Origin of the sequence: Mycobacterium sp. 012931 (assembly GCF_000419295.1) — a bacterium.
Classification (GTDB): domain Bacteria; phylum Actinomycetota; class Actinomycetes; order Mycobacteriales; family Mycobacteriaceae; genus Mycobacterium; species Mycobacterium marinum.
This window is the reverse complement of record NZ_AOPX01000001.1, coordinates 945,889-969,045: the sequence shown is the minus strand read 5'-3', so window position 1 is coordinate 969,045 and position 23,157 is coordinate 945,889. Positions and strand designations below refer to the sequence as shown.

Genomic DNA, 23,157 nt, shown 5'->3' with positions numbered 1-23,157 from the left:
CATGACCATCGCGACCGCCCACGCATCCCAAGAAAGGCGACCATGACCGACCGCAAAATACCTGGCGACCGCAGCTACACCGCTGACCACGAGTGGATCGACATCGCGCCCGGTGCGGCCACACCCGACGGTCCCGTCCGCGTCGGCATCACCTCGGTGGCCGTCGAAGCCCTCGCCGACCTCGTCTTCGTGCAACTGCCCGAGGTCGGCGAGACCGTCTCCGCGGGCGAATCCTGCGGGGAAGTGGAATCGACAAAGACCGTTTCGAATTTGATCGCCCCCGCCAGCGGTGAGATCGTCGAGGTCAACACCGCCGCCGTCGATGACCCGGCAACCATCGCCACCGATCCCTACGGCGCGGGATGGCTGTACTCCGTGCAGCCGACGGCCGTAGGAGATCTGTTGACCGCCAGCGAGTACGCCGGACAGAACGGACTAAGCTTGTGAGCATCCTCAACGAATCCCTAAGCACCTTCGACCCCGACATCGCGGCCCTGATCGACAGCGAGCTCAACCGCCAGGAAACCGGGCTGGAAATGATCGCCTCGGAGAACTACGCACCGCTGGCGGTGATGCAGGCCCAAGGCTCGGTCCTGACCAACAAGTACGCCGAGGGCTACCCGGGCCGGCGCTACTACGGCGGCTGCGAATTCGTCGACGGCGTGGAGCAATTGGCCATCGACCGCGTCAAAGCGCTCTTCGGCGCCGAATACGCCAACGTGCAACCACATTCGGGTGCGACTGCCAATGCGTCCTCCATGCACGCGTTGCTCAATCCCGGAGACACCATTCTCGGGCTCTCGCTGGCTCACGGGGGCCACCTCACCCACGGGATGCGGATCAATTTCTCCGGCAAGCTCTACAACGTCGCGGCCTATGAGGTGTCCAAAGACGACTACCTCATTGACATGGATGCCGTCGCTCAAGCAGCCCGCGATCACCAGCCCAAGATGATCATCGCGGGCTGGTCGGCATACCCCCGGCAGTTGGACTTCGCCCGATTCCGTGAGATCGCCGACGAGGTCGGTGCCGTGCTGATGGTCGACATGGCACATTTCGCCGGCCTGGTCGCCACCGGCCTGCACCCCAGCCCGGTGCCGCACGCGCACGTCGTCACCTCCACCACGCACAAGACGCTGGGTGGGCCGCGCGGCGGCATCATCTTGTCCAACGATGCGGCCATCGCCAAGAAGATCAACTCCGCGGTGTTCCCCGGCCAGCAGGGCGGGCCGCTCGAACACGTCATCGCCGCGAAGGCCACCGCCTTCAAAATGGCTGCGCAGCCCGAATTCGTGCAGCGCCAACAGCGTTGCCTCGACGGTGCCCAAATCCTGGCCGATCGGTTGAACCAGCCCGATGTCGCCGAACGGGGCATCACCGTGCTGACCGGCGGAACCGACGTTCACCTGGTGCTGGTCGACCTGCGCAACGCCGACCTTGATGGCCAGCAAGCCGAGGACCGGCTGGCCGCCGTCGACATCACGGTCAACCGCAACGCCGTCCCATTCGATCCGCGGCCCCCGATGGTCACCTCCGGGCTGCGCATCGGCACCCCCGCGCTGGCCTCGCGCGGCTTCTCCCACGATGACTTCGGTGCCGTAGCCGACATCGTCGCGGCGGCGCTGACCGCTGCTGACGACGACCAGCTGGGTGAGCTGCGCAAGCAGGTCCAGGAGCTCGCCGCGCGCTATCCGCTGTACCCGGAACTGCACAAGCCATGACGATCAGCGTTTTCGAACTCTTCACCGTGGGCATCGGGCCCTCCAGTTCCCACACCGTGGGCCCGATGCGCGCGGCCAACGAATTCATCGCTGCGCTGCGCAGCGCGGGGCAGCGCGATGCCGTCGCCGCGGTACAAATCGATCTCTTCGGCTCACTCGCGGCCACCGGCGCGGGCCACGGCACCATGTCCGCGGTGCTACTCGGCCTGGAAGGCTTTCAGCCCGAGGCGATCAGCAGCGAAGCCAAGGAGCGCCGGCTCGCCGAAATCGCCGAGTCCGGAGTCACCCGGATCGACGGCACCGTGGCGGTCCCCCTTACCGAGGGGGACGTCAAGCTGCATCCCGACGTCGTCTTGCCCACCCACCCCAACGGGATGACGCTGACCGCCACCGATTCCGGCGGGCGGGTGCTGGCCACCGAGACCTACTTCTCTGTCGGCGGCGGCTTTATCGTCACAGCGGGTTCCGATCACAGCGACGACCGCCATCCATGTCGCACCCCCCTGCCGTACTCCTCGGGCCAGGAGTTGCTCGACATCTGCGACCAATTCGGCATCTCGATCAGCGAGGTGGCGCTACGCAACGAATCATGCTGTCGCAGTGCACAAGACGTCCGAAGCGGTCTGCTGCACCTACGCGACGTCATGGTGGAGTGCGAACAGCAGAGCATTTCGCGCGACGGTTTACTCCCTGGCAGCCTGCAGGTGCGGCGTCGCGCGAAGAGCTGGTATGAGCGCTTGAACGCCGAAGACCCGAACCGCAAACCCGAATTCGCCGAGGATTGGGTCAACCTGGTTGCGCTGGCCGTCAATGAGGAGAACGCTTCCGGCGGCCGCGTCGTCACGGCGCCAACAAACGGTGCGGCCGGCATTGTGCCCGCCGTCCTGCATTACGCCGCCCACTACACACGGGCCGGTACCGCGGACTCCGACGACGCCACGGTTCGTTTTCTGCTGACCGCGGGCGCCATCGGATCCCTATTCAAGGAGCGGGCGTCGATTTCCGGGGCCGAGGTGGGCTGTCAGGGCGAAGTCGGCTCCGCGGCCGCGATGGCCGCCGCCGGACTGGCAGAGGTCCTCGGTGGCACGCCGCGGCAAGTGGAGAACGCCGCCGAGATTGCCATGGAACACAGCCTTGGCCTGACCTGCGATCCCATCGCCGGGCTGGTGCAGATCCCCTGCATCGAGCGCAACGCGATCTCCGCGGGTAAGGCCATCAACGCCGCCCGAATGGCGCTGCGGGGTGACGGTTTCCACCGCGTGACCCTTGACCAGGTGATCGACACCATGCGGGCTACCGGCGCCGACATGCACGCCAAGTACAAGGAGACCTCGGCCGGCGGCCTGGCCATCAACGTCGCTGTCAACATCGTCGAGTGCTGAGGACGTTTCGGTCGCTCCCCATGCCGCCGGTGCAGCCCGCCTCGATCCCCTTCGCCGCGCATTGGCACCTGTTACAGTCACCCGCGCCGGCAAGCGAAGACTGATTGGGGTAGCCGCATGGCTGATGACACACCGGAGCACATTGTCGAATCCACCGACGTAGTCGTGATCGGTTTTGGCGCGGCAGGTGTGTCCGCGGCCATCACGGCACGCGAACAGGGCGTGCAGGTGGTGGCGCTGGATCGGGCTAATGGTGGTGGCGCAACCGCGATATCGGGCGGCATCATCTATGCCGGCGGTGGTACGGCGGTCCAGCAGCAAGCCGGTGTGCGCGACAGCTTCGAACAGATGCTGACCTATCTCCGCCTCGAAGTCGCAGATGCAGTCAGCGAGTCGACCCTGGAATCATTCGTGCGCGGTAGCCCCGAAATGATCGACTGGCTGAGCAACTACGGCGTGCCTTTCGACTCCACCGTTTGTCCCTACAAAACCTCGTTTCCGAATAATCACTACTACCTCTACCACTCGGGTAGCGAGAATTCCGGGGCGTTTCGCAGCCACACTCCGCCCGTCCAGCGCGGACACCGAGTCAAGGGAAAAGGCACCTCGGGCAAGCAGCTATATGCGCCACTGGCCAAAGCCGCACTCTCCCTTGGTGTTCAGTTCTACCCCCACACCAAGGTGACAAAGCTGCTGCAGGACTCGACGGGTCGGGTGACCGGAGTCGAAGCGATGACGATGCACGATGCGCCACCCCGCATTCGGCGGGCGTATGCCGCGTTAGCGGCGGTGTCCACCAAGCCCGGGATCTACTATCCGCCGCTGCGAAACTTGATGGAGCGCCGCCTGCGTGCCCTTGAGCGACGCTACGCCCGCGCGGTTCAGATCCGGGCACGCCGAGGGGTGATCGTGTGTGCCGGTGGCTTCATCGCCAACAGCGAATGGATCAAACGGTATGCCCCGCGCTACGTGACCGGGCTTCAACTCGGCACCAGCGGTGATGATGGCAGCGGTATTGCGCTGGCACAGAGCGTGGGAGCGGTCACCGAACGGATGGACAACGTCTCGGCATGGCGCTTCATCACGCCACCGAGCGCATTCATCAGCACCGTCATGGTCGACCAGCAAGGTCAACGCGTCATCGACGAGAGTCGGTACGGCGCTGCGGTCGGCAAAGCCTTGGTGCAAGATCACAACGCCAGGGCATGGCTGGTCACCGATGCGGACTTGATGAATGAAGCTCGGCGCCAGATGCTCAAGCAGCCGTTGTGGTTTCAGCGCGCTCAAGCCGCGGCATTGATGGTCGCCGATTCGGTGAGGGCCGAGACGCTGGCCGACGTGGCGCGCAAGGCGGGCGTCGATCCCGACGGCCTGCAGGCCACCGTCGACGCGCACAACAACGCAATCGACGCCGCAGCGACAGACCCCGCCGGTAAGCCCGCGGAATTTGTGCGCCGAGTAGCCCGCGCTCCTTTCACCCTGCTGAACATCTCGGTTCGGCCCAGCCTGCTCAACCCCACCCCGATGCTGACCCTCGGCGGGATCAAGGTCGATGAACAGACCGGAGCCGTGCTCGACGCATCCGGTGCGGCGATTCCCGGTTTGTTCGGTGCGGGTCGCACGGCAACCGGCATCTGCTCCAACTCCTATGTCAGCGGGCTGTCCATCGCAGATTGCGTGTTTTCCGGGCGTCGCGCCGGCACCCACGCCGCCAGCGCCGCGCTCGAATAGCCCACCGGCAGCGCAACGGGGAAGCCGGCTCGGGCAAGTTCGGATCCGGAAACGGTCGTCACGGCGCGGGGTCGGTCAGGTAATGCACGATCACCGGCCGCAGCCATCTGATGAGTTCCTCGTCGTCCATGTGCAGCAACGGCGGGAGGCCGATTACGTAGCGGGCCGTCGCCACACCGACCATTTGCGCTGCCACCAGCGCGGCGCGTTCGGGCCCCCGGTCCGGCACGATCGCCGATAGCGCTGGGCCGACCCGGTCGACGAACACCTCGACCAGCGCGTCCGCCGCGTCACGGTTGGTCGCGGCCGCGCGCAGTAGCGGGAGGAATGCCCCCCTGGGCCCCCACACCCTGAGGAAATTGGGCAGCAGCGCGTCGGCGATGCGGTCCATTGGGATGCCCGAGAGATCCGGGAATTTGATGTCGAATCGGGTGGCTGCCGTGAAGAGCCCCGCCTTGCTGCCGAAGTAGTGCATGACCAGCGCCGGATCGACCCCGGCGGCCTTGGCCACCGATCGGATGGTTGTTCGCTCGAACCCGTTCTCCCCGAACTGGGACTGTGCAGCGTCCAGGATCGCTGACCGGGTGGCGGTTGCGTCTCGCGTCTTCACGGGCATGCCAACCAGTGTATTCAACGATCGTTGACAGTGGGGATATTGAGATCTAACCCATAGCGGATTGCCATCTTGGCCGCTCAGTAGCCCAGTGCTTCGCGTAGTGCGACGGCGCGTAGTGCTGCCGCACTACGCGAAGCACTCGACTACTAACCAGCCAAGCCGGCAGCGGTCAATCACTCCACCTACCAACGCCCAACGCCGAAGACAACCAAAGGGATCCAGCAATGACCTCCCCTCTGACCGTCAGTATCCCCAGCCTGCGGACTGCGGCGGGTGAGCTGTTCGCGATCAGTACCGCAGCTGACTTTCCGAGGATTCCGCCGGGAGTCCTTGCGATCGGAACTGATCCGGCATCAGTGCATTTCAATCGGCTTTCGCCGGCCATGTTGGGAACGTTGAACGCGAGGCTGCTGGCTATCCAAAAGGATCTTTTCCAGCTGTCGAATGATATGGCTGCCGCGGCCCGCGCCTACCAAGAGGCCGATGCAGCCGGGAGGTAGGTCACCCCGGCCGGGCGAACGCGCGCCAGCTGACCAATCCGGTCCGGCGTTGACCGGCTCTTCGGACTTGGTAGGGACCTGGTGTGCGGATCCCGTTGGCGATCTTGATCTGTGCCGCTCAGATCTCGGCCAGCAGCACCGTGCCGTCGGCCCCAATGTGCAGGCCGAGCCCGCTGACCTTCAAGATGTTGCTCACATGCTGCGCCGCGATCAACGGCGGGACCGCTTCGGGTTGGGCCTCCCGTGTCGCCTCGATCAGCGCTTGAGTGCTGAGGACGCCGGCGAAGATATCCTCCTTGACCTCCGTGGCGAATTCGCACACGTCGAAGTGCCAGTCGGTGACAAGTGCGATAGCGGCCAGCACGGACCTCATCTGTTCCAGGATTTCCTCGAACCTCACAGCGGCTGCGGCGCCGGCCGGGCCCTGCCAACGACCATCCTCAAACAGCGCCCCCGCCTCCCAGCACGCCTCCCCCACGTCTTCGAGCTGCGCGCACGTGCAGCGCAACATCACCGCCAGGTCCGACACGAGGTCTTCCTCGATGCCGGGCCATCCGTCAGGTTCGAGCATCGCCGGGGCGTCGGCAGTGGTCGGTCTTGGGATGGGCATCGCTTAGCTACCTCCGATGGTTGACGCGGTCAGCTGCGCCCCGAGGGACCACCTTGCCCACTCACGCCCTGGCCGAGTGCCGGCTCGGCCAGGGCGTGAGCAGCCGACCCCCATCAGGCAGCGATTGCTTGTGCGCTGTCGAGTTGCGCGGTGATGTACAGCCAGTCGGTCACCGCAGCGCGCTGGGCGTCGGCGTCGACGGCGTTGTGTGCCCGCCAAAGCAGAATCTCTTGGCTGTGGGCCGCGTAGTTGTAGAACTCGGCCACGCGCGCAATCTCGCGGCCCGCGCACTCGCTGCCCATGGGTTTGAGTACCTCGAACCACAACCTGTGGCGTCGATCGACCGGCGCATTGGCATCCGCCGGTGCGGCGGGTAACAAGTCGATCAGACGCGCATCAACGGTCGCGGCCAGGCGCTTGGCCGCGCGTGGGTCCACCACTTCCAGCCGAGTTCGACCGCTCATCTGGCCGGTGTCGGGGATCTCGTCGGGTTGCAGCAGAATCTTCGGCACGCCGGGATCGCAGTTGGCCAGCTGTTCTTCGGTGGCGATGATCGCGCGCAGCGTGGCGTTGTGATGGGCGGCCCAGCCCTGCACGGCCATCACCGGGTAGGTGGCCCAGCGGGCCCGCTCGCTGGCGGCGATCCCCCGGTCGCTGCTGGCCATGTGCACCGCTGCCGGCAGGTGCACCCCGTCGGGGATGTAGGCCAGCCCGTAGCTGTTGGCCACCACGATCTCACCGTCGGCGGTCACAGCGGTGACCCAGAAGAACCCGAATTCATCGGTGCCGCCGACATCGGGTGCGTTCAGCGCCGCGGCGATGCGTCGGGCCAGGGCCAATGGATCGGGCGCCTCGCTGGTGCGTGGCGTCGAGGCCGCAGCGATCGCATCACGTTCCGCCAGCGCGGCGGCCACCGGAATCGCCACCAGCGCATCAGCATCCATCGTCTCGGCGGTGCCGGCGAAGTCCCCATCCGCAGTGGATCGGGCGTGCACCGGGGCCTTGCCCGCCGACTTGTCTGCTGCCGGCGTGGTGGGCGTTCGACCCGATCGGGTGCCGGCTACCGGAGCACTCGAACGCACGCCCGGCCCCGCGGCGGCACCCCCCGACGCAATCGATGTCGTCGGTGCCGCCGAGGCTGACGAAGCGCCCGACGCGGCGGCCGCCGGATCAGCCTGCGGTACTGGGGAACTCGCCCCGACCTCCGGCCCCAAGAACTGGGGCCGGATCCCTTGTCCACCCGGGTGCGCGCCACCCCCACCGGTGGGCACCGGTGCAGCGGCCGGCTCGGCTGCCGACGTGTCCGGCTCCGAGGAAGGCGGACCTTGAGGGGCGGCCGCCGAGGATCCCGACATTCCCGCACCCGACATCGACGCCAGAGACGACAGTGAACTCAGACTCGACAGCGGGCTCAACGCGGCCGTCGCACCCGAAGTCGGCACCGAGGTGGCTGCCGGCGTGCTCCCCGACGTGGGTTGCACGGTGTCCGATGACGTCGAGTCCGAAGCCTGTTCTTGCTGGCCCAGTAGTGGCTTTATCGGCTTGGGGATGTTGTTGGAGATCGGCGCGGGTAGCGGCGGTAGCGGCGGGTCGAGATCGGGGAGGTAATCCGCGGGTGAGTTCATATCGATCGCCGGGAACATGTCCTCCGGGATCAATCCCAAGCCCGTCTGCAGCGCCGTTGCGACGGTAACCACCATGGCGGTGTTCGACGCGTTGGCCTCAGCGAGCAGCGCCATGATCTGAAGGGGCGCTGCGGGGTTTTCCTCCGCGGACGCCTCGAGTTCGTCCACCTCCGCTTCAGTCTCTATGACGAGCATGCAGATTCGCTTCTTGACCGTCATGAGCAGCGCGGCCATGTCGCCGTACCAGATGTATACGCCCAACAGCTGTTTGACCACGGTTTCCAGCCGCGAGCTGAAGTCGCTGAGCTTGGCGTGGGCGGCCTCAGCGGCATCTCCCGACCAGACATCTTTGGTGAACATCTCGCTCATCTGCTTGAGACAAGCCGAGTGCACTTCGCTCAGTTGCTTGTGTGCCATGAAGTAATCACGGGCCTGGTTGATCAGGTCGAGCTCGTAGACGTTCGGCCACCCGTTCGGTTCGAGCATCGCCTCCGAGTTGGGAGTGTCCGGTTTCTTGATTATCTGCGGCATCGCCTAGCCACCTCTCACGATCTGAAAACCCTCATCGATCACGTCGGCCAGGGCCGACAGAATGCCGTGCAAGTGCGGCAGCGCTCGAGCCAGCCGCTCATCGAGCTCGGCTGGCATCTGCGGGTCGGCGGATTCCAGCACCTCTTGCAGGTACGCACGCCAGACCCGGGCCGCTCGGTCGGTGCCCCGATGGTTCTTGGCCGCCCGCTCGAAACCCTGCGCAAGTTGTTGCGGCGCCTGGCTTCCGCCCGTACAGGAGGTCCGCCACGTGTCGCCCGAAAGGGTCAGGACTTCCGCCGCGCTCTGCACCTCCAACTCGGCGCCTTTCGGCGTCAGGCCTTTGGGCGCCACCTGCACATCTGGACGTCTCGTCATGTTTGCGTCAGTCCTCGACGCCAGTACCCGCCGGCGCCGGATTCGCGGCCGCCGGCGGTTGGAACTTGTACTGGCTGAGCTGCTCACCCAGCGTTTTGTCGGTGTTCGTATAGGTGTTGGCCGCGGTGACGATGTTGGAGCCCAACTGGTGCAGGGTGGATTGAGCGGTGTTGAGCACGTCCTTCACCGCGAAGTAGATGTGCGGCAGCACCTCATTGGCCGCGATCACCGCGTAGTCCATTTCCAGCCCGATCGGCGGCTTCGGCGGTGACGGAAACGAGAGGCCCCGCAGCGCGTCCCCGGCAGCCGCCAGGACAGGGGCATCGACAGTGACTGGGTTCTTCGATGTCGTCATTCGCGGATCCTTGTGCGTGTGTTTGTCATTGGCTGTTGGTGGGCTAGGCGAACAGGGCCGCGAGGCCTGTTTCGGTGGTCAGCATTTCTTGGTTGGACTGGTGGATGGCGCGCGCGAGGGCCTGCAGCGCGGCGTTGAGGTCAGCAGAGGCGCTATCCCATTGCTGTTGGACCTGTTGGTAGGCCTCAGAGCCGCTGCCACCCCACACCTCGGTCAGGGTGGAAAGAACCTGGTTGGCGTCGTGGAGGTGCTTTTGGGTTTTGATGACCTCGGCCTGGATTTCGGCAACCCCGATCTCGATGGCGGCGAAGTTGTAGTGCAGTACTGCCATGTCGCTGTTCCGTTTCTGATGCTCAGGAGGGGACTAGAAGTTCATTTGGTTTGACAGCAAGCCGGTTTCGTGGTCATCGGTGTCGGTGTAGTCCTGCGCGGCAGTCCAGATCTTTGTCGAGATTTCATTGAGTTTCTTGACCTGCTGGGTGGCCGCCTGGTGATACAGCGCAATCGCAGCCTGGGCGGCATGGCCGGCATCACCGCGCCAGGCCAGCAGCAACCCGGCCGCGTTTGTCTCCACCCGCCGGATCGAGGCTTTCAGGTCATCAGCGATCCGTTCGAACTGACGGGCCTGACCGGTCAGGGTCGCGGCATCGGTCTTCATCTCCGCCATGGGCGATCACCTTCTCCTTTTCACAATGCGGGTCAAACTGCCGGCCGAGCACGGCCATCTCACTCGATGACGCCGGGGGTGCTGGCCGGGTTGGGGTCTGGTGTCGCGGGCCGGGCGCCTGGTGTGCCGGGGACGCTGGGCTGGACGCATCCGGTCGCCGCGGCGATCAGCTGGTTCATGTGGTTCATGTCGCCCTCCTCACCGTCGACTCATGTTCGGCGGCGAAGACGTTGGTGATGCCGAGGATCTTCTTGTTGGTACGTTGGCGCCCGCTTCCACGGGCGTGGTCAAGCGGGCTCGCGCAGACACTCGAGTCAGGCGCTTGCGCGATAGCTCGCCGATCGCGGTTGCACTGTTCCGGGTCTCTGCACCGGTTAGGAATAACCGAATATCATTATCCGGCGCATTAGCTCAACGATTTCGACTGTGAAATACCTGAAGATTATTAATGGCCATCGGTGAAATTCACCAACATCGCAGTTTAATTCATCAATTTGGCCAGGCAATTCATCGTTGCGCGCTGGCCGCCATCCGGCTCGGTCAGTAAACATCCTGCTAGAGGCCCCCGTCTGCGACGGGACGCGCCTGCGCTGGATGCCGGAATTCATCACTGTCGGCACCGTAATTCGTCGGCTCTCCGCCCGACAATTCATCACTCATGCCCGAACGTTCTGACCGGTTCTGACGATATTACGACAACCATCCGTCGCAGAAATCGGCAGCAAAAGCAACCCAGGCCTCCGGCGTTCCCTGGTCTGAACCCCAAGGTGGCCAGCCGTTATCCGGCCCAACTCTCCGGTGGCGAACAACAGCGGGTCGGGCTGGCGCGGGCGCCGGCGGCTGACCCGCCGATCCTGTTGATGGACGAGGCCTTCTCTGCTGTCGACCCGGTGGTACGCCATGACCTGCAGAACGAAATCCTGCGTCTGCAAAGCGATCTACACAAGACCATCGTTTTCGTCACGCACGACATCGACGAGGCGTTCAAACTCGGTGAGGTGGTGGCGGTGTTCGCGCCGGGCGGTCGGTTGCAGCAATGTGACCAGCCCGCCCGGCTGCTGGCCCTCCCGGCCAATGAGTTCGTGTCGAAATTCATTGGCTTGGGCCGTGGCTACCGGTTGCTGCAACTCTTCGATGGGGCGGGGCTCGAGCTGCATAACCTCGAGCGGATCTGTGTGAGCAGTCTGGGGCGGTCGCAACCGCCCGATGGCTGGGCGCTGGTGGTCAGCGACGATGACGTCCCGGTGGGCTGGATTGACGCCGACGGATTGCGCCGCCATCGCGATGGTGCGACCTTGCCGGACGCCATGACCGTGGTCGGGGCGGTGTTCCGGCCGAACGGCAACCTTAGCCAGGCGCTGGATGCCGCGCTGTCGTCGCCGTCATCCATGGGTGTGGCCGTCGACGACGGCGGCAAGGTCATCGGTGGAGTGCTGGCCGATGACGTGCTGTCCGCGTTGAAAAGCCGGCGATAAGGCCCGGGTATGCATTACTTGATGACCCACCTCGGCACCGCCTGGGCGCTGACCATGGTCCATCTGCGGCTGTCGTTGATTCCGGTGCTGATCGGTACGGCGATCGCGATCCCGCTGGGCTTGTTCGTGCAGCACGCACCGACGCTTCGTCGGTTGACGACGGCAACCGCCAGCGTGGTCTTCACCATCCCGTCGCTCGCGCTGTTCGTGGTGTTGCCGCTGATCATCAAGACGCGGATCCTGCAAGAGGCGAACGTGATCATCGCGCTGTCGGCCTACACCACCGCCCTGCTGGTGCGTGCGGTGCTGGAGGCCCTGGATGCGGTGCCCGCGCAGGTCCGGGATGCCGCCGTGGCGGTCGGCTATTCGCCGATTGCGCGAATGCTGAAAGTCGAACTGCCGCTGTCAATTCCGGTGCTGGTATCCGGCCTGCGGGTGGTCGTCGTGACCAATATCGCGATGGTTTCGGTGGGGGCGGTGATCGGCATCGGCGGTCTGGGCACCTGGTTCACCGCGGGTTACCTGATGGACAAGAGTGACCAGATCGTGGCCGGCATCACCGTGATGTTTGTCCTGGCCATTCTGATCGACATGGTGCTCAACGTGGCCGGCAGGTTGGCCACGCCGTGGGAGCGCAGCTCGCGTGGCCGGCGTCGGTTCAGATCTCCGATCGTGGGTGGGGCTCGATGAACTTCCTGCAACAGGCGCTGTCCTACTTGTCCACCGCCGCAAATTGGACCGGATCGGCCGGCCTGGCCCACCGTACCGCCGAGCACCTGGAATACACCGCGCTGGCCGTGACGGCGTCGGCACTGGTTGCCATACCGATTGGGTTGATCATCGGCCACACCGGCCGTGGTCAGTTGCTGGTGGTGAGCGCGGTCAACGGGCTGCGCGCCTTGCCGACGCTGGGCGTGTTGCTGCTCGGTGTGCTGTTGTTCGGGCTGGGTCTGGGGCCGCCGATAGTCGCGCTGATGCTGTTGGGCATGCCGCCGCTACTTGCCGGCACCTACGCGGGCATCGCCAGCGTCGACCCGCTGGTGGTCGATGCCGCCCGTGCGATGGGGATGACCGAGGCCCAGGTGGTGTTGCGCGTCGAGATGCCCAACGCCCTGCCACTGATACTCGGCGGGTTGCGCAGCGCGACGCTGCAGGTGGTTGCCACCGCGACGGTGGCTGCCTACGCCAGCCTGGGCGGGCTGGGCCGCTACCTGATCGATGGGATCAAGGAACGTCAGTTCCATATCGCCTTGGTCGGTGCGCTGATGGTGGCGGCGCTGGCGCTGTCTTTGGACGGGCTGCTGGCGTTGGCGGGATGGGCGTCGGTGCCCGGCACCGGCCGCGTGAGCAGGTTCTGGCACCAGCCAGATGACCGAATTGACGTTGCAGTTAGTCCCAATTCCGCCGCGGTTGGTTCACACGTCCTACGGTAGAGATGTGAACTCAGTTTCCTCTGATCCGGCTCGGCGCCTCTGGACGGCTATGTTGACGTGGCGTGCTCAAGACGTCTCGCGCATGGAATCGGTACGAATTCAGGTGTCCGGCAAGCGGATCAGGGCAAATGGCCGCACTGTGGCGGCCGCTACCGCCAGCAATCCCGCATTCGGCGCTTTCTACGATCTGCAGACCGACGAGACCGGCGCCACCAAGCGGTTCGGACTGACCGTCACGCTGGCCGAGCGGGAACGTCAGCTCGCGATCGCCCGGGACGAAGAGAACATGTGGTTGGTCACCGACCACCAGGGTGAGAGCCGAGCGGGGTACAACGGCGCGCTGGACATCGACCTGGTGTTCAGCCCGTTCTTCAACGCGCTGCCGATCCGGCGCCTCGGAATCCACGAGCGTGCGGAGATGATCACCTTGCCGATGGTCTACGTCAACGTGCCGGAGATGAGTGTCGACGCGGCCACCGTGAGCTACAGCAGTGAGGGCCGCCTGGATGGCATCAAGTTGCGCTCCCCGGTCGCCGATACCACCGTGACCGTCGACGATGAAGGTTTCATCCTGGACTATCCAGGCTTGGCAGAGCGGATTTGATCACGCCGCCCGCCCGGCCGGCCGCCGCCAGTCGTTCGCGCCAGCGCGGCTCGCCGATCGTCACCGTGGAGATGTCGGAGCGCGGGAAGCTCTCGTAGCGGGTGCGCGCGGCGTTGCCCGCGTCGACCAGGTCGGCCACCGAGCCATTGCAGGCCAACGAATCGCGTGCGCGGTTGAGCAATTCGATGATTCGGTCCGCAGCCGGCACCAACTGTCCGGTGTTGGCCTCGCACATCGCCCGAACCAGGTCGGGAGCGGTGCCGGCAACGCGGGTGGCGTCCCGGAACGAACCCGCGGCCAGAGCAAAAGCCAGGGGGACTTCGGCGGCGGCGACCGCCAGTGCCTCGGCGAGCAGGTGGGGCAGGTGTGAGATCGCCGCCGCGGCCGCGTCGTGCTCGTCGGACTTGGCCGGCACGACCACCGCTCCGCAGTCCAGCGCCAGCTGCATCACCATCGACCACACCACGGGATCCACGTGGTCGTCGACGCTGACGACCCAGGGTGCCCGCGTGAATAGGGCGCCGTGACCAGCCCCCCAACCGGAGTGTGCGGTGCCGGTCATCGGGTGACCGCCGACGAAGCGCTCGCGCAGACCGGCCTCGGTGACTTCCTCCAAGACGGCGGTCTTGACGCTGGTCACGTCGGTCAGCGGGCAGTTAGGGGCCAACTCGCGGATGTGGGTCAGCATGCTCGGCAACGCCGGCATAGGAACGGCCAGCACAATCAATGCGGTGGTGTCGGCGGCCCGGGCCAGTGTTTCGGCGAGATCGGTGGTGGCCTCAAATCCGTCCGACTGGGCGCCGTTGGCGCCTTCCACCGACCGATTGTAGCCGAAGACCACACGATCTGCTGCAGCGGTGGCCCGCATGATGGAACCACCGATCAAGCCCAGCCCGAGTACACACACGGGTGTCGTCTGCACAGTCCCAAGGTTGGCACACTTGTATTGCTTGTGCGTGTCCGCCGCCGCGCTTGCCCAGCGGCGCTGGTCAAGGGTCATCTGGTCACAAACCTGGCCAGCGACTACCGTAAGCGCCCATGGGAGCACAACGGGCCGCAGCGAAAGGCCCGTCCGCGGAAACGCCGGACGGTTTCGGCGTTGCCGTGGTTCGTGAAGAAGGCAAATGGCGTTGCGCCGCGATGAGTCCGAAGGCCTTGGCCACGCTGTCGGAGGCCGAAACCGAGCTGCGGGAATTGCGCAGCTCGGGAGCTGTCTTCGGGCTCCTGGACATCGATGACGAGTTCTTTGTCATCCTGCGTCCGGCGCCTTCAGGGACACGGCTGCTGTTGTCGGACGCCACCGCGGCACTTGACTACGACATCGCGGCTGAAGTCCTAGACAGCCTGGACTCTGAAATAGATCCCGAGGACCTCGAGGATGCCGACCCGTTCGAGGAAGGCGATTTGGGCCTGCTGGCAGATATCGGCCTGCCCGAGGCCGTGCTGGGGGTCATCCTCGACGAGACTGACCTCTACGCCGACGAACAACTCGGCCGCATCGCCCGGGAAATGGGCTTCGCGGAGCAGCTGTCGGCGATAATCGACCGCCTCGGTCGGTGATCGCGGACGAAGATCTGGTCCGCGCCGCCCTGGCGGCAGCAGCGACGGCCGGTCCGCGCGACGTACCCATCGGTGCGGTGGTGATCTCCGCTGACGGGACCGAACTCGCCCGCGCGGTAAACGCCCGCGAGGAACTCGGCGATCCGACCGCCCACGCCGAGATCCTGGCGTTGCGGGCGGCGGCGCGAGTGCTCGGGGATGGGTGGCGGCTCGAAGGCGCCGCGCTGGCGGTAACGGTCGAACCGTGCACCATGTGTGCGGGTGCTCTGGTGCTGGCGCGGGTGGCTCGTTTGGTGTTCGGTGCGTGGGAACCCAAGACTGGCGCGGTCGGTTCCTTGTGGGATGTGGTGCGCGATCGTCGGCTTAATCACCGCCCGCAAGTGCGCGGTGGTGTCCTCGCACAGGAGTGCGCTGCGCCCCTGGAAGAGTTCTTCGGCCGCCAGCGATTGGGGTGACGGGCCATCGGTTCGGTAAGCTGCTCGGCGGTGGCGTGTCCGAGCGGCCTAAGGAGCACGCCTCGAAAGCGTGTGACGGCTAAAACCGTCCGAGGGTTCAAATCCCTCCGCCACCGCCAAGCGATGAGTCGACCCGTGGGTGACACCACGGGTCGCGTCATCGGCTACAGATTCCCCGGCCGTCGGCCGGGGTTTTTGTTCTTGGCGTGGATTGGCGCGCAATCTTCGACGAGCGGACCAAGGCCGGGCAGCATCACAGCTCCGTGGCCATCGTGGTCGCGCGAACGGTGACGCACCGGGTCGACCATAGAACTCTCCAGCCACTGCTCCCTCCAGTGGCGGGTGTCGCGTCCCTTCAACGTGTGGTCTCGGCCTAGAGCCGTTTTGAGGCGGCGCCTTCCCGTTCGAGACATTGGTTTCACGTACTAGACAGATTTGTTTCAAATAACCTGTGTGGCAATATATTTCGCCACATCGCTACTTACGATACGCGGGAATCGGCACTGGAGCCGATGGGTGACGAGCGGTTTAGCCCATTTTTCCGATGGTGCCCGCCTATCGCAGAGGAGTGGTGTGATGTCGTTTGTTTCGGTGGGTCCGGGTCTGTTGGAGGCGGCTGCTCGGGATTTGGCGGGTCTGGGTGCGGGGCTTCGGGAGGCCAATCTGGCGGCGGCCGGTGCCACGGTGGGGGTGTTGCCGGCTGCCGGTGATGAGGTGTCGGCCGCGATTGCGGAATTGTTTGGTGGTTTCGGTCGGGAGTACCAGGCGATGGGTGCTCGGGTGGCGTTGCTCCACGACGACTTCGTGCGGGCGCTGACCGCGGGCGGGAGCGCCTATGGGCAGGCCGAGGCGCTGAATATGTGGCCGTTGCAGGAGCTCGAACAGCAGGCGCTGGGGGTGGTCAATGCGCCGAGTATGGCGTTGTTCGGCCGTCCGTTGATCGGTAATGGAGTTGATGGGGTCGCGGGCACTGGGCAGGCCGGTGGGGCCGGCGGGATCTTGTGGGGCAACGGCGGAAATGGTGGGTCGGGGGCGGCCGGAGCCAACGGTGGAGCCGGTGGTTCCGCGGGTCTTATCGGCACCGGTGGCGTGGGTGGTGCCGGTGGCGTCGGTGCTGCGGGTATGACCGGCGGGTCTGGTGGGGCCGGGGGCAGTGGTGGCTGGTTGTGGGGTGCGGGTGGCTCCGGTGGTGTGGGTGGTGCTGGGGGCGTGGGTGCCGGCGCCGGTGGCATCGGCGGGCATGGTGGTGCTGGTGGCGCCGGGGGTGTGGCGCGTTCGTTGTTGTTTGGCACCGGCGGAGCCGGCGGTGCGGGCGGGGTCGGTGGTGGTGGGGCAGCTGGCGTCGACAGCGGTACTCCAGGAGGCACGGGAGGTATTGGCGGTGTCGGTGGCGCGGGTGGTGCTGGTGGTGTCGGGGGTGCGAGCCGATCGTTGTTGTTCGGCGCCGGCGGGGTCGGTGGCGAGGGCGCTTCGGGCGGGCTAGGCGGCGGCGGAGGTGCCGGGGCCAGCGGTGTGGGCTTCGATATGGCGGGCGGTGCTGGTGGCGATGGCGGCGCCGGTGGTGCCGCCGGTGCCGGGGGTTCCGGAGGCTCCGGTGGATGGCTGTGGGGTAACGCCGGGCAGACCGCGGGTGCCGGTGTTGGCGGTGCTGGTGGCGCTGGTGGTGCGGGTAGTGATGCCAGCCTGGCGGGCCAGGCCGGTTTTGCTGGTGGCTCCGGTGGTGCTGGTGGCGTTGGGGGTAGTGCCGGGGCCGGCGGTGTTAATGGCTCCGGTGATGATGGGGGTGCCGGGGCTGCGGGTGGGGCCGGTGGCGCTAGTGCGACCGTGGCGGGCTCCGGTGGTGATGGCGGTGCGGGTGGCGCCGCGGGTGGCGGTGTCGGGGCTGCGGGTCTCGGTGGTGATGGTGGCCACGCCGGTGCCGGTGGTGCCGGTGGTGAGGGACTCAGTGGCGGCTTCAACACCGGTGCGGCTGGCGGGATCGGTGGCGCTGGTGGTGCCGGGGGAACCGGTGGTGACTCCGGTGGTGTGGGCGGTGTCAACGGTGACGGCGGTGCTGGTGGTGGCGGTGGCCGTGGCGGTGATGGTGGCTCCAGCACGAGCACGTCCGGTGTGGGTGGTGCCGGAGGCGCGGGCGGTAACGGCGGCAACGCAGGCTTCGGTGTGGGCGCCGGCGGCACGGGTGGCAGCGCAGGTGACGGCGGTGCTGGCGGGTTCGGCGGTGCCGGTATCGACGGCAGCGGCGCGGCCGGTGCCCGCGGCGGCGATGGCGGGGCTGGCGGTGGCGGTGGCGCCGGAGGTGTTGACGGCGTCGGTGGCGCCAGCGGAAACGGTGGCGCGGCAGGCGCTGGCGGGGCCGGGGGCAGCGGCATCGGTGCTGGCATTGATGGTGGTGCCGGTGGCGCCGGAGGGACCGGCGGTGCGGCAGGGTTCCCAGGCGGCGGAGGTACCACGGGAGCTTGGGGTACCGGTGGTGCCGGCGGTGCTGGTGGCGCCGGCGACCACGGTGGCGTAGGCGTCAACACGGGTGACTCGGGTACGGCCGGGTGGGCTGGTGGTGCTGGTGGTGCCGGCGGAGCCGGCGGCAGCGCCGCGTTCAACGGCGTCAACGGTGCTGGTGGTGCTGGCGGCAACGGTGGTGCCGGTGGCGGCGGCGGTGCCGGGGCCAGTGGTATCGGCGCCGGTGTGGCCGGCGGTGACGGCGGAACCGGCGGTACTGGTGGCGCCGCCGGAACTGGTGGCGCGGCGGGAACCGGCGGCACCGGAGGCGCTGCGGGTGCGGCCGGTAGCGCTGGTGATGGTGGCGCCGGGGGTGCTGGTGGCGCTGGTGACGACGGCAGCGCAGGAGTGGTCTCGGGCGACCCGGGCACGGCCGGGAAGGCCGGGGGTGCCAGTGGAGCTGGTGGCGTCGGCGGCAATGGTGTTGCGGGCGGAGTCAACGGCAGCGGCGGTGCTGGCGGTGCAGGCGGCGCAGGCGGCACGGGTGGTGCCGGGGCCAGCGGCGTCCCCGCTAGCGTGGACGGCGGCGACGGCGGCGCAGGTGGTGCCGGTGGTGCGGCCGGTTCCGGTGGTGCGGCCGGCACGGGTGGCAGCGGTGGCAGTGCGGGTAACACGGGTGCCGGCGGTGCCGGCGGCGATGGCGGCGTCGGGGGCGCCGGCGGCAATGCCGAAGGACCGGGCCTGTTCGGTTACGACGGCGGCATGGGCGGGGCTGGCGGTGCTGGCGGCAGCGCCGGGTCTACTGGCGTCAACGGAGACGGCGGTGCCGGTGGCGCGGGCGGTGTTGGCGGCCTCGGTGGCGATAGTGCGGCTACGGCCGGTGGTGGTGGAGCCGGCGGCGATGGCAGCGCTGGTGGTGCCGCGGGCGCCGGTGCGGGTATCGCGGGTTCAGCTGGTGACGGCGGGCACGCCGGTGCGGGCGGTGCCGGCGGTGACTCCGGTGGCGTCGGTGGTGTTAACGGTGCCGGCGGCAATGGCGGGGCCGGCGCGAACGGCACCGCCAGCCCGGGTGTCCCTGGCCCCGGGGCTGGCGGCGACGCCGGGGCCGGCGGGAATGGAGGCGCCGGTGGGGGCAGCGGCGCACGTAACGGTGACGGCGGTGCCGGCGGAGTGGGTGGCCGCGGCGGCGATGGCCATATCCACCCGAGCGGTTTCCGTATCAACGGCGGCGATGGCGGGGCTGGCGGCGCCGCAGGACTTGCCGGCGTCAATGGCGCTAGTGCCGCTGGCGATGCCGGCCACGGCGGCGATGGCGGGGCCGGCGGGAACGGCAGTGTCGGCGCGTCGGGAGCAAATGGCGTGGGGGCAGGAGCTACCGGCGGTTTCGGCTCCCAAGGTGGCGATGGCGGTAAGGGTGGTGCCGGTGGAGCCGGCGTGAATGGAGTTGGTGGCGGCGACGGTGGCAAGGGCGGCACCGGTGGTGCCGGCGGGGCCGGCGGAGCGGGTAGCGATGGCATCATCCCGTCGAATGGCGGCCTCGGCGGCAACGGCGGCTCGGGCGGTCTGGGCGGGGCAGGTGGTGCCGGTACCGACGGCGGAGCGTCGGGCGCCACTGGCACCTACGGCACCGGAGGCGCAGGAGGGGCCGGAGGCGCCGGAGGAAACGCCACCGGCGGCGCGGGCGAGGGCGGCGGCCTCGGTGGCAACGGTGGCAACGGTGGTCAAGCATTCGGGGATGGTGTCGGCGGCGCCGGTGGTATCGGCGGCAAGGGTGGCAATGCCGCTATCGGCACCATCGTCATAAATGGTGGAGTTGGCGGGGCGGGCGGTTCCGGCGGCTTGGGAGGTGCCACCGAGGACGGGGTAGGTGGTGTCGGAGGCGCCGGCGGGGCCGGCGGCAATGGTGGTCGGGGCGACACGTTGTTCACGGTCGGCGGCAGTGGCGGCACCGGCGGTGACGGCGGCGGCGGCGGTAGCGCTAGCGGAAGCGGCACTGGTGGCTCCGGCGGTACCGGTGGCGTTGGAGGGATAGGCGGCGATGGCAAACTAGGCGGCTTCGGCGGCGACGGCGGCGACGGTGGTGACGGCGGGTTCGGTGTCATCGGCGGCCAAGGCGGCGGCGGTGGGTTCGGAGGCCTCGTCGGGACGGGCGCGGGTGGCGCGCCTTCCGATAACGGGATCAACGGTGAACCAGGCAACCCGGGCTGAGCGATGCCACACCCAACCATTCCCGGTCCGGCGTTAGAAGATGGCCTGCAGGACAAGCGAATAACTGGGATCTAGCCGAGCCGGGCCCGTTTTACCCGCTGATCAACAACGGAAGCGAGATCGCTCCCGCTCCTCCGGTCACCACAATTACCCAACGGCCGTCGACGGGCAGGCTCACCTCAACGTTGAAGATGGCGAACCCGACCTCGGCGGTGGTTGCGGCGTCGGGCAGCTCGAATCCCATCAGCAGGGGTTCGTCATCGGTAGGAGGTCTGATCTCGACTTCGATCCGCTGGTGGGGGTCGTCGGTTTCGGTCTGGGTCAACACCACCAGCAGAAACCGTGCTGCCCGGTCGGTGTCGACCCAGTATCGGTACAAAACGCCGCCGGATACGTTGAGCTTGTTATCCACCGCAGCGGCCGCTTCGGCTAGAAAAGCCCCCACTATCACTCCCCGAACCTACAGCCATGGTCACGGCACGCTCGGCGGGGCTCGGAGCGCCCCGCAGCTATTGCTGAGGCTGGGGTGCGCCGCCATAACCGAGCTGCGACGCGGTGTAGCGTGCGGCATCGGTGACCGGCACCGCCTGCACCGCAGTGCCGTACGCGCAGATCTCGGTCCATACGTCACCGAGCTCGGTGGTGTCGAAGCGCATCCCGATAATCGCGTTGCCGCCCTTGTTGCGGGCCTCGGTCATCAGCCGGGCCATCGCCTCATTGCGGCTCTCGGCCAGGTTCGTGGTCATGCCCTGCAACTCGCCGCCGAACATCGATTTGAATCCGGCGCCTATCTGGGAGAAGGCATTTCGGGAACGAACGGTCAGTCCGAAGACTTCGCCGCACACCCGCTGGATTTCCCAACCGGGAATGTCATTGGTCGTGACAACGAGCACCGGGCCACCTTTCTGCGGACGTTCGATACGACGTGATTGCGCTGCAGACTACCGCTGCGTGGGCGGGGCGCCTAGCGCAGCTTGCGGCCGTAGCTGTCGGCAACGTTGCCGGTGAAGATCATGATCGCGTCAACGATTCCCCACAGCACCGCGGCAATGAGAAACGGAAAGCCGATGAGGCAGAAAACGGTGAAGGCCAGGCCGCCGAGTCCGAGGCACAACTGAGCCGTGGCAACGGAATTCGAGCCGACGTAGAACCGGCCGATCCCGGCGAAACCGAAAAACAGCTGCAGCAGTCCGGCGGTGGCGGCCGACTTATCGGAAAGGGGCACACCGCTGATCGGATCGCGCCCAAAGGGCGCCTGCGGATCTGGCGCCTGGGCGAAATTTGGGTACGGGTACGACGGGTTGCCGGGGTATGGCTGTGGCTGGCCCCCGGGTTGAGCCGGATACCCCCATGACGGTGGGAAGTGGGGATTGGGGCCCGGCTGGCCGTAAGGCTGCCCGACCCAGGGGGGCTCGTCGGAGGAACCTCCGGGTTGATTCGGTGTCGCCATCGGCTAGCACTACCCCCTCGTAATCTCGCCTCCCCACGCTACCCCGGCCCCAGCCGGTGTCGCTTGACGAAACGGCCACACCCGCGGCTACCGTCTTTGGAGTATGTCGAAGTCGAAGTGGGGATCCGGTGGAACCTTCCAGCACTGACATCGCTGACATCGACTTTGACGATCTGACGAGGCCCGTGCTGACCGACGTCCAGCGCCAGGTTCTGCAGTTCACCGAGTCCAGACACGTCGAATTCGACATCGCGGCACTGCTCGCCGAAGCTGTGGACCAGGCCGGGGTCGGCGACGACCTTGGCGACACCGACGGCTTCGGAAACCGCTTGAGGGCCCATGTGGCAGCGATCGAAGGTGAGCAAGGTCTCACCCAGCTCACCCGCTCGTCCTTGCGGCAGCGAGTGGTTCGGCTGCTGCGCAACCGCCTCTCATTGACCGACCTCATCCGCCGATACCCCGAGATCGAATCGATCCGGATCGAAAAACCGTTCGTCGTGGTGGGCATGCCGAGGTCGGGCACCACCCATCTGGTGAATCTGCTCGCTGCCGATCCGCGCCGGCGTGCGCTGCCGTACTGGGAGAGTCAAGACCCGATCCCGGCCCGAGGCCAAGGCCAAGGCCAAGGCCAAGGCCCCGACATCTTCGGCGTGGACCCGCGCTACACCAGGGCCAAAACCGAGCATGATGCATTGATGGCCGCCGCTCCGGTGGTGGCCGCCATGCATGACCGGTTTCCCGAAGCGATCGAGGAGGAAGTGGAGCTCCTCGACCTGGACCTGGCCTCCTATGTCCTGGAATGGCATGCGCGGGTGCCCGATTGGCGCGACTACTATCTGGGGCTCGACCAACGCCGCCATTACGCCTACCTGAAGAAGGTGCTGCAGGCGCTGACGTTTCTGCGCGGCCCGCAAACCTGGGTCCTCAAGAGCCCGCAGCATTGCGAGCAGCTGGGCCCGTTGATGGCGACCTTTCCCGACGCCACGGTGGCTTTCACGCACCGTGATCCGGTGGCGGTGATCCAGTCGACCATCACCATGATGGCCTACTCTGACCGGCTGCGCCGCACCAGCATCGACGCCGGCTGGCTGCTGGACTACTGGAGCGACCGCGTGTATCCACTGCTGTGGGCCTGCGTGCGTGACCGTGACATTGTGCCGCCCGACCGCAGCATCGACATCGGCTTCCATCAGCTCAACGGCAACGAAATGGCGCTGCTGGACGAGCTTTACCGGTGCAGCGGCGTCGCGATAACCCCGAAGGTTCGCGGACTGTTTCAGCAGTACCTGGACGGCAATCCGCGCGGCAAGCACGGTCGGGTGCGCTACCACCTGCAACGTCATTTCGGCAGCTCGGCCGAGCAACTTCGGGAACGGTTCGACTTCTATTTCGACAGGTTTGATGTCCGCCCCGAGTGAAGGAG

At 66.7% G+C, this 23,157-nt stretch carries 23 protein-coding genes, 1 tRNA gene and 1 pseudogene; 13 read left to right on the top strand and 12 right to left on the bottom strand.

Going from position 1 to position 23,157, the window contains the following annotated elements; genetic code table 11:
• The first annotated feature begins 42 nt into the window (after positions 1 to 42).
• The 4 genes from MMSP_RS04280 (at position 43) to MMSP_RS04265 (ending at position 4,834) form a co-directional block, all read left to right on the top strand.
• Entirely contained in the window at positions 43 to 447 is a 405-nt protein-coding gene (locus tag MMSP_RS04280; protein ID WP_020785619.1) for a glycine cleavage system protein H, read from the top strand.
• Positions 444 to 1,721 (top strand): serine hydroxymethyltransferase, encoded by a 1,278-nt coding sequence (gene glyA / locus MMSP_RS04275; RefSeq protein ID WP_011742385.1) that lies wholly within the window; start codon positions 444 to 446, stop codon positions 1,719 to 1,721. Before MMSP_RS04280 ends, glyA begins: the two co-directional genes overlap by 4 nt.
• Positions 1,718 to 3,103: an L-serine ammonia-lyase gene (locus tag MMSP_RS04270; RefSeq protein WP_020785618.1), complete on the top strand. Its 1,386-nt coding sequence runs from the start codon at positions 1,718 to 1,720 to the stop codon at positions 3,101 to 3,103. The genes glyA and MMSP_RS04270 overlap by 4 nt, the downstream gene beginning before the upstream one ends.
• 117 nt (positions 3,104 to 3,220) lie before the next feature.
• Positions 3,221 to 4,834 (top strand): FAD-binding protein, encoded by a 1,614-nt coding sequence (locus MMSP_RS04265; protein ID WP_020785617.1) that lies wholly within the window; start codon positions 3,221 to 3,223, stop codon positions 4,832 to 4,834.
• Positions 4,835 to 4,892: 58 nt separating this feature from the next.
• Here the strand turns inward: MMSP_RS04265 and MMSP_RS04260 are convergent, their stop codons facing one another.
• The 8 genes from MMSP_RS04260 to MMSP_RS29285 form a co-directional block, all read right to left on the bottom strand.
• Positions 4,893 to 5,450: a TetR family transcriptional regulator gene (locus MMSP_RS04260; protein WP_011742382.1), complete on the bottom strand. Its 558-nt coding sequence runs from the start codon at positions 5,448 to 5,450 to the stop codon at positions 4,893 to 4,895.
• A 618-nt stretch (positions 5,451 to 6,068) separates the two neighbouring features.
• On the bottom strand, positions 6,069 to 6,560 hold the full coding sequence (locus tag MMSP_RS04250) for a hypothetical protein (RefSeq protein ID WP_020785615.1): 492 nt from the start codon (positions 6,558 to 6,560) through the stop codon (positions 6,069 to 6,071).
• A gap of 113 nt (positions 6,561 to 6,673) precedes the next feature.
• On the bottom strand, positions 6,674 to 8,716 hold the full coding sequence (locus tag MMSP_RS04245; protein WP_020785614.1) for a hypothetical protein: 2,043 nt from the start codon (positions 8,714 to 8,716) through the stop codon (positions 6,674 to 6,676).
• A gap of 3 nt (positions 8,717 to 8,719) precedes the next feature.
• Positions 8,720 to 9,091: a hypothetical protein gene (locus tag MMSP_RS04240; protein WP_223161359.1), complete on the bottom strand. Its 372-nt coding sequence runs from the start codon at positions 9,089 to 9,091 to the stop codon at positions 8,720 to 8,722.
• A gap of 7 nt (positions 9,092 to 9,098) precedes the next feature.
• Positions 9,099 to 9,446: a hypothetical protein gene (locus MMSP_RS04235; RefSeq protein ID WP_015354014.1), complete on the bottom strand. Its 348-nt coding sequence runs from the start codon at positions 9,444 to 9,446 to the stop codon at positions 9,099 to 9,101.
• 43 nt (positions 9,447 to 9,489) lie between these two features.
• On the bottom strand, positions 9,490 to 9,777 hold the full coding sequence (locus MMSP_RS04230; protein ID WP_020785612.1) for a WXG100 family type VII secretion target: 288 nt from the start codon (positions 9,775 to 9,777) through the stop codon (positions 9,490 to 9,492).
• A gap of 33 nt (positions 9,778 to 9,810) precedes the next feature.
• On the bottom strand, positions 9,811 to 10,113 hold the full coding sequence (locus MMSP_RS04225; RefSeq protein WP_020785611.1) for a WXG100 family type VII secretion target: 303 nt from the start codon (positions 10,111 to 10,113) through the stop codon (positions 9,811 to 9,813).
• 59 nt (positions 10,114 to 10,172) lie between these two features.
• A complete protein-coding gene (locus MMSP_RS29285) occupies positions 10,173 to 10,301 on the bottom strand; it encodes a hypothetical protein (RefSeq protein ID WP_015354011.1) in 129 nt (42 codons plus the stop codon).
• 564 nt (positions 10,302 to 10,865) lie between these two features.
• Here MMSP_RS29285 and MMSP_RS04220 point away from each other — a divergent pair.
• From MMSP_RS04220 to MMSP_RS04205, 4 genes and pseudogenes are all read left to right on the top strand, one after another.
• Positions 10,866 to 11,588, top strand: a pseudogene (locus tag MMSP_RS04220) (ATP-binding cassette domain-containing protein); the annotation flags it as partial.
• Positions 11,589 to 11,597: 9 nt separating this feature from the next.
• Positions 11,598 to 12,278 (top strand): ABC transporter permease, encoded by a 681-nt coding sequence (locus MMSP_RS04215; RefSeq protein ID WP_012396805.1) that lies wholly within the window; start codon positions 11,598 to 11,600, stop codon positions 12,276 to 12,278.
• On the top strand, positions 12,275 to 13,021 hold the full coding sequence (locus tag MMSP_RS04210; RefSeq protein WP_015357580.1) for an ABC transporter permease: 747 nt from the start codon (positions 12,275 to 12,277) through the stop codon (positions 13,019 to 13,021). The genes MMSP_RS04215 and MMSP_RS04210 overlap by 4 nt, the downstream gene beginning before the upstream one ends.
• 4 nt (positions 13,022 to 13,025) lie before the next feature.
• Positions 13,026 to 13,625 (top strand): putative glycolipid-binding domain-containing protein, encoded by a 600-nt coding sequence (locus tag MMSP_RS04205; protein WP_036426145.1) that lies wholly within the window; start codon positions 13,026 to 13,028, stop codon positions 13,623 to 13,625.
• Here the strand turns inward: MMSP_RS04205 and MMSP_RS04200 are convergent.
• Positions 13,588 to 14,532 carry a prephenate dehydrogenase gene (locus MMSP_RS04200; protein WP_051153762.1) on the bottom strand — a complete coding sequence of 315 codons (945 nt, stop codon included), beginning with the start codon at positions 14,530 to 14,532 and terminating at the stop codon, positions 13,588 to 13,590. The two genes, MMSP_RS04205 and MMSP_RS04200, sit on opposite strands and share 38 nt — an antisense overlap.
• Positions 14,533 to 14,663: 131 nt before the next feature.
• Between MMSP_RS04200 and MMSP_RS04195 the strand changes: the two genes are divergently transcribed.
• From MMSP_RS04195 to MMSP_RS04180, 4 genes are all read left to right on the top strand, one after another.
• A complete protein-coding gene (locus tag MMSP_RS04195; RefSeq protein ID WP_011741974.1) occupies positions 14,664 to 15,185 on the top strand; it encodes a tRNA adenosine deaminase-associated protein in 522 nt (173 codons plus the stop codon).
• Complete coding sequence (locus MMSP_RS04190) at positions 15,182 to 15,640, top strand: nucleoside deaminase (protein ID WP_020785607.1); 459 nt, start codon at positions 15,182 to 15,184, stop codon at positions 15,638 to 15,640. The genes MMSP_RS04195 and MMSP_RS04190 overlap by 4 nt, the downstream gene beginning before the upstream one ends.
• Positions 15,641 to 15,669: 29 nt before the next feature.
• Positions 15,670 to 15,759, top strand: a tRNA-Ser gene (locus tag MMSP_RS04185).
• Positions 15,760 to 16,216: 457 nt separating this feature from the next.
• Positions 16,217 to 20,284, top strand: a complete 4,068-nt coding sequence (locus MMSP_RS04180) for a PE family protein (protein ID WP_036426142.1) — start codon at positions 16,217 to 16,219, stop codon at positions 20,282 to 20,284.
• 91 nt (positions 20,285 to 20,375) lie between these two features.
• Here MMSP_RS04180 and MMSP_RS04175 read toward each other — a convergent pair whose 3' ends face one another.
• The 3 genes from MMSP_RS04175 to MMSP_RS29710 all read right to left on the bottom strand — a co-directional run bounded on the left by MMSP_RS04175 (position 20,376) and on the right by MMSP_RS29710 (position 21,734).
• A complete protein-coding gene (locus tag MMSP_RS04175; protein WP_011741970.1) occupies positions 20,376 to 20,735 on the bottom strand; it encodes a hypothetical protein in 360 nt (119 codons plus the stop codon).
• 58 nt (positions 20,736 to 20,793) lie between these two features.
• Positions 20,794 to 21,177, bottom strand: a complete 384-nt coding sequence (locus MMSP_RS04170) for a YbjQ family protein (RefSeq protein WP_020785603.1) — start codon at positions 21,175 to 21,177, stop codon at positions 20,794 to 20,796.
• 71 nt (positions 21,178 to 21,248) lie between these two features.
• Positions 21,249 to 21,734, bottom strand: a complete 486-nt coding sequence (locus tag MMSP_RS29710) for a TM2 domain-containing protein (protein WP_020785602.1) — start codon at positions 21,732 to 21,734, stop codon at positions 21,249 to 21,251.
• Positions 21,735 to 21,862: 128 nt separating this feature from the next.
• Here MMSP_RS29710 and MMSP_RS04160 point away from each other — a divergent pair, with 128 nt between their 5' ends.
• A complete protein-coding gene (locus MMSP_RS04160; RefSeq protein WP_036426139.1) occupies positions 21,863 to 23,152 on the top strand; it encodes a sulfotransferase in 1,290 nt (429 codons plus the stop codon).
• Positions 23,153 to 23,157 lie beyond the last annotated feature (5 nt).

Coding starts and splice junctions, on each gene's coding strand:
- MMSP_RS04280 (WP_020785619.1), top strand. CDS start 43: ATGACCGACCGCAAAATACCTGGCGACCGCAGCTACACCGCTGACCAC.
- MMSP_RS04270 (WP_020785618.1), top strand. CDS start 1,718: ATGACGATCAGCGTTTTCGAACTCTTCACCGTGGGCATCGGGCCCTCC.
- MMSP_RS04265 (WP_020785617.1), top strand. CDS start 3,221: ATGGCTGATGACACACCGGAGCACATTGTCGAATCCACCGACGTAGTC.
- MMSP_RS04260 (WP_011742382.1), bottom strand. CDS start 5,450: ATGCCCGTGAAGACGCGAGACGCAACCGCCACCCGGTCAGCGATCCTG.
- MMSP_RS04250 (WP_020785615.1), bottom strand. CDS start 6,560: ATGCCCATCCCAAGACCGACCACTGCCGACGCCCCGGCGATGCTCGAA.
- MMSP_RS04245 (WP_020785614.1), bottom strand. CDS start 8,716: ATGCCGCAGATAATCAAGAAACCGGACACTCCCAACTCGGAGGCGATG.
- MMSP_RS04240 (WP_223161359.1), bottom strand. CDS start 9,091: ATGACGAGACGTCCAGATGTGCAGGTGGCGCCCAAAGGCCTGACGCCG.
- MMSP_RS04235 (WP_015354014.1), bottom strand. CDS start 9,446: ATGACGACATCGAAGAACCCAGTCACTGTCGATGCCCCTGTCCTGGCG.
- MMSP_RS04230 (WP_020785612.1), bottom strand. CDS start 9,777: ATGGCAGTACTGCACTACAACTTCGCCGCCATCGAGATCGGGGTTGCC.
- MMSP_RS04225 (WP_020785611.1), bottom strand. CDS start 10,113: ATGGCGGAGATGAAGACCGATGCCGCGACCCTGACCGGTCAGGCCCGT.
- MMSP_RS29285 (WP_015354011.1), bottom strand. CDS start 10,301: ATGAACCACATGAACCAGCTGATCGCCGCGGCGACCGGATGCGTCCAG.
- MMSP_RS04215 (WP_012396805.1), top strand. CDS start 11,598: ATGCATTACTTGATGACCCACCTCGGCACCGCCTGGGCGCTGACCATG.
- MMSP_RS04210 (WP_015357580.1), top strand. CDS start 12,275: ATGAACTTCCTGCAACAGGCGCTGTCCTACTTGTCCACCGCCGCAAAT.
- MMSP_RS04195 (WP_011741974.1), top strand. CDS start 14,664: ATGGGAGCACAACGGGCCGCAGCGAAAGGCCCGTCCGCGGAAACGCCG.
- MMSP_RS04180 (WP_036426142.1), top strand. CDS start 16,217: ATGTCGTTTGTTTCGGTGGGTCCGGGTCTGTTGGAGGCGGCTGCTCGG.
- MMSP_RS29710 (WP_020785602.1), bottom strand. CDS start 21,734: ATGGCGACACCGAATCAACCCGGAGGTTCCTCCGACGAGCCCCCCTGG.